We start from the raw sequence: 12,370 nt of genomic DNA on the forward strand, positions 1-12,370 counted from the left end.
GACGGGGACTCTGTACGTACTCGGGACTCAAGGGCCGTGCACGTGTGCCCTGTTCACGTCGTGGGGGGGGCGGCCACTAGCGGGAACGGCTCCTCGTCAAAGGGGGGCACTCGCGAGAGCCGTCAGTCGAGGCAGAACTCGTTGCCCTCGACGTCCTGCATCACGATGCACGACTCGTTCTCCTCGTCGGCGTACAGCGTGTTCACGTGCGTCGCGCCGAGCGCGATCAGCCGGGCGCACTCGGCCTCCAGGGTGGCCAGGCGCTCGGCGCCCACGAGGCCGGTGCCCGTCCGCACGTCCACGTGCACACGGTTCTTGGCGACCTTGCCTTCGGGGACGCGCTGGAAGTAGAAGCGCGGGCCCGCGCCCGAGGGGTCCTTGCAGACGGCCCAGGAGCCCTGCTCCTCCGCGGGCTGCGTGCGCTTGTAGTCGTCCCACGTGGCGAATCCCTCCGGCGGCGGCGGGAGGACGTATCCCAGCACCTCGCACCAGAAGCGGGCTACGCGCTCCGGCTCCGCGCAGTCGAAGGTGATCTGGATCTGCTTGATCGTGGACATCGGCGCACCATAGCAACGGGCTCCGCGGCCGTCGACAGAAATAGATCAGGGAGAGATCAGGAAGAGATCAGGGAGAGATCAGGGAAAGGTCGGGAGATCGGGAAGAGGTCCGGGAAGGGATCAGGCTTCTGCGGCCGCTCGTTCCAGCAGGATTTCCGCCGCCGCGCGCGCGTGGCGGCCGTAGTCCGGGTCGCCCAGGACCATCGCGCGGCTGGCGGCGCCGTCCGCGAGGGTCACCAGTTGTTCGGCGAGCGCGGCGGGATCGCGGCAGCCCAGCTCCGTCACCAGGCCGGTGACCAACTCGACCATGCGCAGCTTCTGTTCACGGGCGTACGAGTGGACCGCGCTCCGCGGGTCGGGGAACTCCGCGGCCGCGTCGATGAACGGGCAGCCGCGCACCGGTTCCGTGTCCGGCGCCGGCCGGTCGAAGAGGCCGAGGAGCCGGTCCCGCGGGGGAAGGTCGTCGCGGGTCAGCACGCCCTCCAGGGTCGCGCCCGACGAGGCGAGGCCGTGGAGGTGCGCCATGACCAGGTCGTCCTTGGTCCGGAAGTGCGCGTAGAGCGTGCGCTTGGAGACCGGGGCCCGGTCGGCGACCTGTTCCATGCCGGTCGCGTTGATGCCCTGCGCGGCGAAGAGGTCGGCGGCCGCGGCCAGGATGCGCTCCCGGCCGCCCCGGCCCGGCCGCCGCGGCGCGGTCGTGGTCGTGGTCGTACCCATGACGAGAAGTATACGACTGCGTTTACTTGGGGCCGGTCCTGCTGTTAGCGTGCCCGGCGAAGTAAACGACTCCGTTTACCTTTCTCGCTTGCAGAGGAGCGGTCCATGAGCACGAGCCGTCCCGCGTTCCCCGGCCCCACCGAACTGAGCTCCGGCGCGGAGAAGTTGATACGCGGGCGGCACGCCACCCGGGCGTTCCGGCCGGAGGCCGTCCCCGCCGAGACCCTGCGCGCGGTCTTCGCCCTGGCCGGCGCGGCGCCGTCCAACTCCAACACCCAGCCGTGGCGGGTGGAGGTGGCGAGCGGGGCGGCGCGGGCCCGGCTGGCGGACGCCCTGCGGGCCGCCCACGCCGCGGGGCGGACCTCCGTCGACATCCCGTACTCCGAGGACATGTACGAGCCGCACCACCGGGAGCGGCGGGCCGCGTTCGGGGCCGGGCTGTACGGGGCGCTCGGCATCGGCCGCGACGACCACGCCGGGCGCGCGGCCTACGACGCGGAGAGCCTGGGCTTCTACGGGGCGCCGCACGCCGCGTTCCTCTTCGTCACCGGGGACGGCGGTGCCCGGCTCGCCGCGGACGTCGGGGCGTACCTGCAGACCCTGCTCCTGGCGATGACCGCGTACGGCGTGGACAGCTGCCCGCAGGGACTGCTCAGCTTCTACGCCGACACGGTCCGCACCGAACTCGGCGTCACCGAGGGCAAACTGCTCGTGGGCGTCTCCTTCGGCTACGCGGACGAGACGGCTCCGGTGAACCGGGTGATCGCGGGGCGGGCGGGACTGGCGACGACCACCGGATTCCACGCCTGACGGGGCGCTGGGCATCGGCGGGGGGCGCGGCGAGAGATTTCGGCGGGGCATCAGCAAGGGGTACTGGGCATGAATATTAGTTCTGGCTTATATAAGCAGGATGTGGCATCCTGGGACACGTGCACGCCTTCGATGTTCTGAGTGATCCTGTCCGGCGGCGGATTCTTGAGTTGCTGGCCGGTGGGGAGCGGGCCTCGGGGGACGTGACCGGGGTGATCCGGGGCGAGTTCGGGATATCCCAGCCCGCCGTCTCGCAGCATCTGCGGGTGCTGCGCGAGAGCGGGTTCACGACCGTGCGGGCCGAGGGGGCGCGGCGGCTCTACGCCGTCGACCCGGAGCCGTTGCGCGAGGTGGACGACTGGCTCGGCCGGTTCCGGGGGTTCTGGGAGCAGCGGCTCGACGCGCTCGGCACGGAGCTGGCGCGCGGCCGGCGCGAGCGGGGCGGCACGCAAGGGGGCGGAGACCGCGGGGCGCGAACGCGTTCCGCCCGTAGCGAGTACGAGGAGACCTCCGGTGACTGACTCCGGCATCGCCGACCAGATCAACGCCGTCCACCGCCAGGTGCGGGACGCCGGGACGGGCCGGGGCCCGGCCCGCAGCATCGTCATGCGGCGCACCTTCGACGCCGGCATCGACGACGTGTGGGACGCGTGCACCGACGCGGAGCGCCTCGGGCGGTGGTTCCTGCCCGTCACGGGCGAGCTGCGGCTCGGCGGGCGCTATCAGCTGGAGGGCAACGCGGGCGGCGAGGTGCTGCGCTGCGAGCCGCCCCGGCTGCTGCGCGTCAGCTGGGGCATGGGTGAGCCCGGGGCGGGCGGGTCCAGCGAGGTCGAGGTCCGGCTGGCGCCCGACGGCGACGGCCGCACCCTCTTCGAGCTGGAGCACGCCTCCGTCGTCGACCCGGAGTTCTGGGACACCTACGGCCCCGGCGCCACCGGCGTCGGCTGGGACCTGGGCCTGACCGGTCTCGGCCCGTACCTCGCCGAGGGCGCCGCGTTCGACCGCGCGGCGCACCAGGCGTGGAGCGAGTCCCCGGCGGCGCGGGACTTCCTGGTCGCCAGCAGTGCGGCCTGGGGCCGGGCCAACGAGGCCTACGGGACGCCTGCCGGGACCGCCGCCGCGATGACGTCCGCGACCACCGACTTCTACGCGCCGCCGCCCACGACGACGGGAGAGTGAACCCCCGGGTCCCGCCCGGCGCCTCCCGCGTTCCGGCGCCTCCGAGGATCCGGCGTTCCGGGGTTCCGGGGTTCCCGCGTTCCCCGCTGGGCAGGTGGCGTGGTGGGGTCGTGAAGTGTTCGGGGAGGGCGCACGCCGACGGCCGGGGGACGCGTCGTACTGGTCGTACGAGGACGCGGCCCCCGTCACGGGCGTGCGGGCGTACGGGCGTACGGGGAGAGGCGGGAGCCATGATTCGAGCGCACTTGTCCAGCGATTCCGTGCCGCCCGAGGAACGGTTCGACTGGTGGTACGGGCTGAAGTCCGCGTCGCCGATCTCGACGACGCTGCGCAGCGACTTCACCGAGGACTTCCCCGTCGCCGTCGACCACGTGGACCTGGGCGCGGTGGCGCTGACCACCATGGCGTACCCGTCCGCCGAGGTGCGCCGCACCGCCCGGCACATCCGCAAGGGCGATCCCGACAGCCTCCAGGTGTCGCTCACCCTGCAGGGGCTCAGCGGGTTCGAGCAGGCCGGCCGCAACGTACGGTTCGGCGCGGGCAACCTCCTCCTGTACGACTCCTCCTCGCCCTTCGAGGGCTGGATGCGCCGGGCCGACGACAGCGGCGCCCCGACGCGCAGCATCGTCGCCACCCTGCCCCGGCACCTGCTGCCCTTCCCGCCCGACCGCATGCACTCCCTCGTCGCCCGGCCGCTGTCCGCCCGCGAGGGATTCGGGTCGCTGCTCGCCCACTTCATGCGCCAAGTGGCCGATGACGCCGGGCAGTTCGGGAACACCGTCGCCGCCGCCGACCGGCTCGCCCACACCCTCGTCGACCTGGTCGGCCACCTCGCGGGCCAGCACCTCGACCGGGAGCGGGAGTTGCCGCCCGAGAGCCGGCGGCGCACCCTGCTGCTCCAGGTGCAGAGCCACGTCCGGCGCCATCTGCGCGATCCCGGGCTGAGCCCGGACAGCATCGCCGCCGCGCACCACATCTCCACCCGCTATCTGCACCGGCTCTTCCAGGACCAGGGCCTGACCGTCGCCGCCTGGATCCGCCGCCTCCGCCTGGAGCGCTGCCGCCGGGCGCTGGCCAGCCCGGAGCTCGCCGCCCTGCCCGTCGGGGCGATCGCGGCGCGCTGGGGCTTCACCCACCCCGCCGTGTTCACCCGCGCCTTCCGCGCCGCCTACGGGCTCACGCCGAGCGAGTTGCGCGCACGGACGCTCGCGCACCACGGGAGTGCGCTGGCGGTCAACGGGTGTGCGCTGGATGTCAACGACGCCCGATGAGGCGTACGGAAGACTCGTGCACGGCGGCGGGACCGCAAGGTTCGGGGGACGCCGCCCGTGTCCGCCACCGCGCCCCAGGACGACGGGGGAGGGCGTGGAGGCACGGACACCGGGCAGGGCGGTGTGCCGGGGGCGGGATGTCCCGGCACTCCGCCCGGCCCTGACACGTGCGGACCCGTCCCGTACGCCAGACCCGTCCCGTACGCGCGCAGACCCACCACGTACGCGTACGAACCCGTCCCGTACGCGCACAGACCCGCCCCGTACGCGCACCCGGGCGGTCACGGCCATGACGAACCCCCGCCCCGGTGTCCGCCCCGGCGACGCCGCCGCGTGTGCGTCGGCCGCTTCGCGTCTGACCGCGCGGGAAACGACCACGATAGGCTCGCAGCGTGTCGGCCGACCAGTACTCCACAGGCCCTGCCTCCGTCGTCGCTGTCGCGTCGTCCGCCGGCGGCGTCCAGGGGCTGATCGCCCTGCTCGGCGCATGGGGGCCGGAGCTCCCGGTACCGGTGCTGGTGGTCCAGCACCTCGACCCGCACCACAGGACCGTCCTCGCCGACGTCCTCTCCCGCCGCACCGAGCTCCCGGTCAAGCTCGCCGAGGACGGGGAGCGCGCGGTGCCGGGCACCGTCCACCTCGCCCCGCCCGACCGGCACCTGCTCGTCGGCCCCGGCGGCGTCCTGACGCTGACCGCCACCGAGGCCGTCCACTTCGTGCGCCCCTCCGCCGACCTGCTGTTCCGCTCCGTCGCCGACACCTACGGGCCGGGCGGCATCGCGTGCGTCCTGACCGGGACCGGCGTGGACGGCGCGGCCGGGGCGGAGGCCGTCGGGGGACGGGGCGGGACCGTGATCGCGCAGGACCCGCGGAGCGCGGATTTCCCGGGCATGCCCCAGGCGGCGGTGGACACGGGGGCCGTGGGTTTCGTGCTACCTCTTGAGCAGATCGCGGAGTTCGTCCGGGATCTTGTCGAAGCCAAGAGGCAGGGATGACGGAACCCGAGAAAGACGGATCCAGTGCGTCGGACGAGGCGCTGGAGGATCTGCTGGTCTTCATCAGGGAGGCCCGCGGCTTCGACTTCACCGGCTACAAGCGGTCCACCCTGGGGCGGCGCATCCACAAGCGGATGGCCGACGTCGGCATCGCCTCGTACGGGGACTACCAGGATCTCCTGGAGACCAGCGCGGACGAGTTCGGCGCGCTCTTCAACACGATCCTGATCAACGTCACGTCCTTCTTCCGGGACCCGGACGCCTGGACGTTCCTGCAGCGCGAGGTCGTCCCCGAACTGCTCGCGGACATCCCCTCCGACCAAGAGGTCCGGGTGTGGAGCGCCGGGTGCTCCAGCGGCGAGGAGGCGTACTCGCTGGCGATCATGTTCGCGGAGGCGCTGGGCCTCGAGGAGTGCCTGCGCCGCGTGAAGATCTACGCCACCGACGTCGACGAGGAGGCGCTGCGCGAGGCCCGTTCGGGGCTCTACCCGGCGAAGTCGCTGGAGCCGCTCTCCTCCGAGCTGCGGGAGAAGTACTTCGAGCAGAACGGCGCGCAGTTCAGCTTCCGCCCCGACCTGCGCCGCCGGGTGATCTTCGGGCGGCACGACATCACCCGCGACGCCCCGATCTCCCGGCTCGACCTGCTGATCTGCCGGAACACGCTGATGTACTTCAACGTCGAGGCCCAGACGCAGATCGTCGACCGCTTCCACTTCGCCCTGCGCCAGGGCGGCTTCCTCTTCCTCGGCAAGGCCGAGATGCTGCTGAACGACGCCGAGCGGTTCGAGGTGGCGGACATGCGGCAGCGGATCTTCCGGCGCCGCAGCGGGGAGGCGGGCCTCCCGTACCAGCCCGCGCCGCTGAAGGTCAGGACGGGCACGGGTGTGGAGCTGCACTCGGTCGCCCGCACCCGTCAGCTGCGCGACCTGGTCCTCGACGCCGGGCCGACCCCGTCCATCGCGATCGACGGCGACGGCGTCGTCGTGGTGATCAACAGCCAGGCGCGGATCCAGTTCGGCCTGACCGCGGGGGACATCGGGCGGCCCTTCCAGGACCTGGAGATCTCCTACCGGCCGGTCGAACTGCGCTCCCTGATCGACCAGTCCACGCACGAACGCAGGACCCTGCGGGTCAACCGGGTCGAGCGGCGGCTCGGGGAGGAGGTCCAGTACGTCGACATCCTCATCCAGCCGCTCACCGGGCCCAGCGGCCTGCACATCGCCACCACGATCTCCTTCACCGACGTCACCGTCGCCACCGAGCTCAAGGCCGAGGTCAAGCGCGTACGCGAGGACCTGGAGACCGCCTACGAGGAACTCCAGTCCACCAACGAGGAGTTGGAGACCACCAACGAGGAACTCCAGTCCAGCATCGAGGAACTGGAGACGACGAACGAGGAACTGCAGTCGACCAACGAAGAGTTGGAGACCACCAACGAGGAACTCCAGTCCGGGAACGAGGAACTGGAGACCATGAACGACGAAATGCGGATCCGCAGCGAGGAGTTGGACGAGACCAGGGCGTTCCTGGAGGCCGTACTGACGAGCATCGCGGCCGGCGTGGTGGTCCTCGACAGCGACCTGAAGGTCAAGAGCTGGAACCGGGGCGCCGTCGACCTGTGGGGGCTGCGCTCCGACGAGGTCCTCGACGAGTTCTTCTTCGGCCTCGACTTCGGGCTCCCCACCGACGTCCTGCAGCCCCTGGTGCGGGAGTGCCTGAAGACCCGCAAGCGGTCGGGCCCCGTCGGCGTGCAGGCGCTGAGCCGGATCGGCCGGGCCATCACCTGCGACGTGTTCTGCTCTCCGTTCGACGGGCACAACGGAGGAGTGGTCCTCATGATGGAGGAGAGCAGAACCGACACCTCCGAATGACACCTGGACGTACGCTTCGGACATGAACCCGCAGGGGCAGTCGGACAAGAACCCGCAGGGGCAGGAAGAAGCCCTTGGTCTGGCCGCGGTGGCCCGGCACCGGGCCGCCCGCGCACTCGCGCGCGCGGAGCGGGCCGAGGCGGCCGCCGAGCGGCACGAGCGTCTGGCGGTCGGCCGGGGGCGGGAGTTCCACCTCCAGCTCGCGGAGACGCACCGCAGATCCGCGGCGAGCCACCGCTCCTCGGCCGGTCTGCAGGAAGCATTCGCCCGCCGCACGGCGGAGTGGGCCGGCAGCCGGGGGGACCGGCCGCGGTTCATGACCGGGGTCGCCGAGGCGTGCGGGGTGGACAGCGCCGCGCTCACCCTGGTCGACACCGCCCAGAACCAGCTCGCCGTGGCCGTGTCCGACGAGCCCTCCCGGGCCGCCCAGGACCTGGAGTACCTGCTCGGCGAGGGCCCGGCCAGGGACGCGGCCTGCGAGCTGCGGGCGATCCACGCGACGGGGCCCGCGATCGAGCGGCGCTGGCCGGGGTACGGGCCCGCCCTCGCCTCGCTGGGCATCGCGTCGGTGGCCGCCGTGCCGCTGGAGACGCGCGGCAGCTGCATCGGGGCGCTCGCGGTCTTCGCCCCGCTGCCGGACCGCGTCATGTCCGCCGCGCTGTCCCAGGTCGCCGCCGCCCTGACCCGCATCGTGCTCCTGGGGCCGGACGCCGACCCCGAGCTGTACGGCGGGACGAACCACCGGGAAAGCGTGCAGCAGGCCGTGGGCATGCTCTCCGCGCGGCTCGACTGCGGCGTCGGGGACGCGCTGGCGCTCATCAAGGCCCGCGCGTTCGCCGAGGAGGTGCCCCCCGAGGTGATCGCCCGGCGGATCGTGAACGGCGACCTGAACCCGGACTGAACCGGACTGAACCCGGACTGGACCCGGACTGGACCCGGACTGGACCCGGACCGAACCCGGATTGAGGCGGGCGGGCGGGCCGGCCCGTACGCCCCTCCCCCCGCCGCCCGGCTCCCGCCTCCGGGAGCCCCCCCCCACGCGCGAGCCCCGCCCGCTCACGCCCGCTCACGCCTGCTCACGCCTGCTCACGCCCGTAGAAGCGTTTCTCCTCCCGCCAGGATGGCCCGCTCCGTCGGGGTCGCCGACGTGCGCCACTCCGGGGCCACGGCCGCGTACGTCGTCACGTCGTGCCAGGTGTCCTGGGTGCGGAACAGTTCCCGCAGGGTCGCCTCCGGGCGCAGGCCCGCCGCGGTCATGATGTCGCTCATGCGCGTGTGGTCCGCGCGGTGGCCGGCCCAGATCCGGTGCAGGCCGAGGGGGCCGAACCCGTAGGCCATCAGGAGCCGCCCCGCCTCGTGGCCGTGCCCGCGCACGCGCGCGTCCGGCAGCAGGACGAGCGACGTGAGCATGGCGTTGCTCCCGTACTCCTCGACCAGCAGGCCCATCGTGCCGGTCATCGTGTCGTCCCCGGGGGCGCAGACGGCGAGGGTGTGTTTGCGGCGGGGGTGGGTGTACGGCTGGGCGAGGCACTGCGCGAAGGCGTCCTGCACCTGGCGGGCGTCCATGCGGTCGACGCCGAGGTAGCGGGTGAGGACGCGGTGGGTGTGGATGCGTTCGAAGGGGGCGAGGTCGGTCGCCCGCATCTCCCTCAACCACAGGTGCTCGCCGTGCAGTTCGGGCAGATGGGTCACGGGGTGGCTCCGGCCAGGGGGTACGGCTGCGGGCGGGGGGACGGGGGGTGGGGGTGGGTGGCGGGGGCGGGGGTGTTCGGCGCGGGGTGGCCCGTGGGCGCGGGATGGTTCGTCGGCGCGGGAGTGTTCGGCGCAGGGTGGCCCGCGGGAGCGGGGGCGTCCGCCGCGGGGGCGACCGCCGTCGCCGACGCATCCGCCGCGGGGGCGACCGTCGGCGCCGGGGGCGCGGTGATCAGTTCTTCCAGGTCCACGTAGTAGCGGCCCGACGGCACCCGCTCGCCCAGCAGGACGCGGCGGGCCGTGTCGGTGACCAGGGCGCCGCCGAGCATGACGCCGCTCGCCAGCTGCGGCCAGCTCGACAGGGTGCGGCCGATCCGGCCGAGCGCGTCCGTCATCGCCGGGCTGAGCCGCGACGCGTCCACGATGCGCAGCAGGAGCGCGCGGGCCCCGGCGGTGTCCAGGTCGCGGACGTCGTCGGCGGTGAGGTCGCCGGTGCGGCCGTGGAAGAGGGGGCGGTCGGGTTCCTCGTCGAAGCGTTCCACGTCGAGCAGGCCGCGGTCGTTGGCGTCCATCAGGACGGGGACGCGGCGGGCGCGGGCGTGCTCGCGGGCGGCGACCTTCACCCAGGGGGTGTCGCACTCCTCGATGAGCAGGTCGAGGCCGGGCGGGCGCCCCTCCGGCACGGCGGCGGACGCGGCCGCGGGCGGGCCGTCGAAGAACTCCGCGATCGTCTCCTCCGTCACCCCGCCGCGGAGGATCTCGACGTCCAGATAGGGGTCGATCTCGTACAACTGGCGGGCGCACAGCACCGTCTTCTCCACGCCGAGGTCGTGGATCCCGGCGCGCAGCCGGTTGAGGTTGGACAGGCCCAGGCGATCGAAGTCCGCGAGGCGGAACGATCCTCCTACGCCCTCCATCGCGCAGGTGAGCGCCGCGCTGTTGCCCACCGACAGGCCGATCACGCCGATCCGGCGCGCCAGCAGGGCCCGTTGGCCGTCCCGGGTGATCTTGTCCCGGTTCCGGTCCGTGCGGACCAGGCGGAACTCCTCCCTCGGCAGCACGTGCACCAGGCGGCCCGACCACGGGTACCAGACCCAGGTGCCGTACCGGTCCGCCGGTACGCCGCCGCGGTGCCCGGCGACGGCCGCGGCCAGGTCCCCGGGCGTGGCCGGCGGGGCGCCCGGCCGCAGGCAGCGCACCAGTTCCGCCAGTTGGTCCCCGATGCGGTCGTGGACCTCCCGTACGCGTCCCGAGTCCCGCAGCGCGGCGAGCGCCGCCCGGCCGTCGGCGCGGGCCGGGTCCATGAGCACGGGGTGGTGCGCGTCCCGGGCCGCGGGGGGTGCTTCGGGGCCGCCGCATGCGGTCCCACCAGCGCTGATATCTGAATTGATCACGAGGCCGGAAAGTAGCAGTCCGTTTCCGGCAGAAAGCCTTTGTCACACGAGGGGGGCGCACTCGAATTCATGCACGACTCCTTCGCTCCCCCTGCGCCGTGCGCCCCGCGGGACACACGCCGTCGCGCGCCGGTGCACGACGTTCACGCCCCGCGCCTCGCCCCGCGCCTCGCCCCGCGCCTCGCCCCGCGCCTCGGCCCGCACCTCGGCCCACATCTCCGCCCGCCCATCGCCCCGCACCTCGGCCCCGCCGTCGAGCCCGTGGACTGCGCGCCGCCCCCGCGCCATCAAGAAGGCACGCGCAGGTCCCGTCCGGTTCACGTCACGCTGATGTCGTGGCCGCACCGAACACGGATCATCTGAGGAGTTCCCCATGGCCAGACCCCGTCTGTCCCGCCGCCGCCTGACCGTCGCCGCCTCCGTCGTCGCCGCCACCGCCGTGGCCGTCACCGTCACCGCGTCGGCCGGCGCCTCCGACACCGCGGACCAGGCCCGGCGCGCGGTCCAGGGCGGCAAGGCGAAGAACGTCATCCTGCTCATCGGCGACGGCATGGGCGACTCCGAGATCACCCTCGCCCGGGACTACACGGTGGGTGCCGACGGGCGCCTCGACATGGACAGGTTCCCGCTGACCGGCTCGTACACGACGTACGCCGTGCACAAGGACGGCACGCCCGACTACGTCACCGACTCCGCCGCCAGCGGTTCCGGCTGGGCCACCGGCGTGAAGACCGTCAACGGCCGCATCTCGAAGACGCCGGGCACCGACAAGGCCGTCCCGACGATCCTCGAACTCGCCCAGAAGAAGGGCTACGCGACCGGTTCGGTCACCACCGCCGAGCTGACCGACGCCACCCCCGCGGTGCTCGCCTCGCACGCCACCGACCGCAGCTGCCAGGGCCCGGCCGACATGGCCAAGTGCCCGGCGGACACGATCGCCGCGGGCGGCCCCGGCTCCATCGCCGAGCAGAGCGTCAACCACAAGGTCGACGTCCTTCTCGGCGGCGGCAAGCAGCGCTTCGACCAGAAGGTCACCGACGGCAAGTACAAGGGCCTGACGGTGACCGAGCAGGCGAAGAAGCTGGGCTACCAGGTCGTCACGAACGACCGCGACCTGAAGAAGGTCAAGTCCGTCCGCAAGGGCAAGCCCGTGCTCGGCCTCTTCGCGCCCGGCAACGTGCCCGTCGAGTGGACCGGCAAGGCCGCGGCGAAGGGCGGCACGGACCCGCAGCGCTGCACCACCGCCAACCCGGCCCGCCCGGACGGCACGCCCGCGCTGCAGGACCAGGCGAGCAAGGCCATCAAGCTCCTGGAGGCCAAGCAGAAGGGCGCCAAGAGCAAGCAGGGCTTCTTCCTGCAGATCGAGGGCGCCTCGATCGACAAGCAGGACCACGCCGCCGACCCGTGCGGCCAGATCGGCGAGACGGCCGCCTTCGACCGCGCGGTGAAGGTCGCCCGCGACTACGCGGCCAAGCACCCCGACACGCTGGTCGTCACCACCGCCGACCACGCGCACACCAGCCAGATCGTGCCCCTGGAGGCGCAGCCGCCGGGCCTCTCCTCGACGCTCGTCACCGACGAGGGCCAGCAGCTGAAGGTCAACTACTCGACCAACACGCCGGGCGCCTCGCAGGAGCACACCGGCACGCAGGTCCGGATCGCGGCGCAGGGCCCGCAGGCGTACCGCGTCCTCGGCGTCACCAACCAGACGGACCTGTTCACGACGGTGCGTGAGGCGCTGCGCCTGCGCTGAGCGGAACCGGAAGCGGAACCGTACGCCGAAGGCGTGCGCCGCGTCCCACGATCCTCCCGCCACCCCGAAGGGCGCCGACCAACTGTCGGCGCCCTTCGCCGACTTGCGACGCCCGACCGCGACGCCCTGCC

12 protein-coding genes are annotated in these 12,370 nt (G+C 72.9%); 8 read left to right on the forward strand and 4 right to left on the reverse strand.

Features of this window, described 5'->3' with window-relative positions:
• Nucleotides 1-122: 122 nt before the first annotated feature.
• Both ACFYXE_RS16905 and ACFYXE_RS16910 read right to left on the reverse strand, forming a co-directional pair.
• Nucleotides 123-557, reverse strand: a complete 435-nt coding sequence (locus ACFYXE_RS16905) for a VOC family protein (RefSeq protein ID WP_389313093.1) — start codon at nucleotides 555-557, stop codon at nucleotides 123-125.
• Nucleotides 558-677: 120 nt separating this feature from the next.
• Entirely contained in the window at nucleotides 678-1,274 is a 597-nt protein-coding gene (locus tag ACFYXE_RS16910) for a TetR/AcrR family transcriptional regulator (protein ID WP_389313095.1), read from the reverse strand.
• A gap of 105 nt (nucleotides 1,275-1,379) precedes the next feature.
• Here ACFYXE_RS16910 and ACFYXE_RS16915 point away from each other — a divergent pair, with 105 nt between their 5' ends.
• From ACFYXE_RS16915 to ACFYXE_RS16945, 7 genes are all read left to right on the forward strand, one after another.
• The gene (locus tag ACFYXE_RS16915; RefSeq protein ID WP_389313097.1) at nucleotides 1,380-2,084 is read left to right on the forward strand and encodes a nitroreductase; all 705 of its coding nucleotides are present in this window, start codon (nucleotides 1,380-1,382) and stop codon (nucleotides 2,082-2,084) included.
• 110 nt (nucleotides 2,085-2,194) lie between these two features.
• Entirely contained in the window at nucleotides 2,195-2,605 is a 411-nt protein-coding gene (locus tag ACFYXE_RS16920; protein WP_389313650.1) for an ArsR/SmtB family transcription factor, read from the forward strand.
• Entirely contained in the window at nucleotides 2,598-3,263 is a 666-nt protein-coding gene (locus tag ACFYXE_RS16925; protein WP_389313099.1) for an SRPBCC family protein, read from the forward strand. Before ACFYXE_RS16920 ends, ACFYXE_RS16925 begins: the two co-directional genes overlap by 8 nt.
• A 245-nt stretch (nucleotides 3,264-3,508) precedes the next feature.
• Nucleotides 3,509-4,534 (forward strand): helix-turn-helix domain-containing protein, encoded by a 1,026-nt coding sequence (locus tag ACFYXE_RS16930; RefSeq protein WP_389313101.1) that lies wholly within the window; start codon nucleotides 3,509-3,511, stop codon nucleotides 4,532-4,534.
• Between the two features lie 392 nt (nucleotides 4,535-4,926).
• Entirely contained in the window at nucleotides 4,927-5,529 is a 603-nt protein-coding gene (locus ACFYXE_RS16935; protein ID WP_389313103.1) for a chemotaxis protein CheB, read from the forward strand.
• Complete coding sequence (locus ACFYXE_RS16940; protein ID WP_389313105.1) at nucleotides 5,526-7,400, forward strand: CheR family methyltransferase; 1,875 nt, start codon at nucleotides 5,526-5,528, stop codon at nucleotides 7,398-7,400. Before ACFYXE_RS16935 ends, ACFYXE_RS16940 begins: the two co-directional genes overlap by 4 nt.
• A gap of 22 nt (nucleotides 7,401-7,422) precedes the next feature.
• The gene (locus tag ACFYXE_RS16945; RefSeq protein ID WP_389313107.1) at nucleotides 7,423-8,301 is read left to right on the forward strand and encodes a GAF and ANTAR domain-containing protein; all 879 of its coding nucleotides are present in this window, start codon (nucleotides 7,423-7,425) and stop codon (nucleotides 8,299-8,301) included.
• Nucleotides 8,302-8,486: 185 nt separating this feature from the next.
• Here the strand turns inward: ACFYXE_RS16945 and ACFYXE_RS16950 are convergent, their stop codons facing one another.
• Nucleotides 8,487-9,092, reverse strand: coding sequence for a GNAT family N-acetyltransferase (locus ACFYXE_RS16950; protein WP_389313109.1), 606 nt, complete (start codon nucleotides 9,090-9,092; stop codon nucleotides 8,487-8,489).
• Nucleotides 9,089-10,486: a ThiF family adenylyltransferase gene (locus ACFYXE_RS16955; protein ID WP_389313111.1), complete on the reverse strand. Its 1,398-nt coding sequence runs from the start codon at nucleotides 10,484-10,486 to the stop codon at nucleotides 9,089-9,091. Before ACFYXE_RS16955 ends, ACFYXE_RS16950 begins: the two co-directional genes overlap by 4 nt.
• Before the next feature lie 373 nt (nucleotides 10,487-10,859).
• On the opposite strand from ACFYXE_RS16955, the gene phoA reads away from it, so the two are divergent.
• Nucleotides 10,860-12,239: an alkaline phosphatase gene (phoA, locus tag ACFYXE_RS16960; protein ID WP_389313113.1), complete on the forward strand. Its 1,380-nt coding sequence runs from the start codon at nucleotides 10,860-10,862 to the stop codon at nucleotides 12,237-12,239.
• The last annotated feature ends 131 nt before the right edge of the window (nucleotides 12,240-12,370 follow it).

Origin of the sequence: Streptomyces sp. NPDC002564, assembly GCF_042889645.1 — a bacterium.
Classification (GTDB): Bacteria; Actinomycetota; Actinomycetes; order Streptomycetales; family Streptomycetaceae; genus Streptomyces.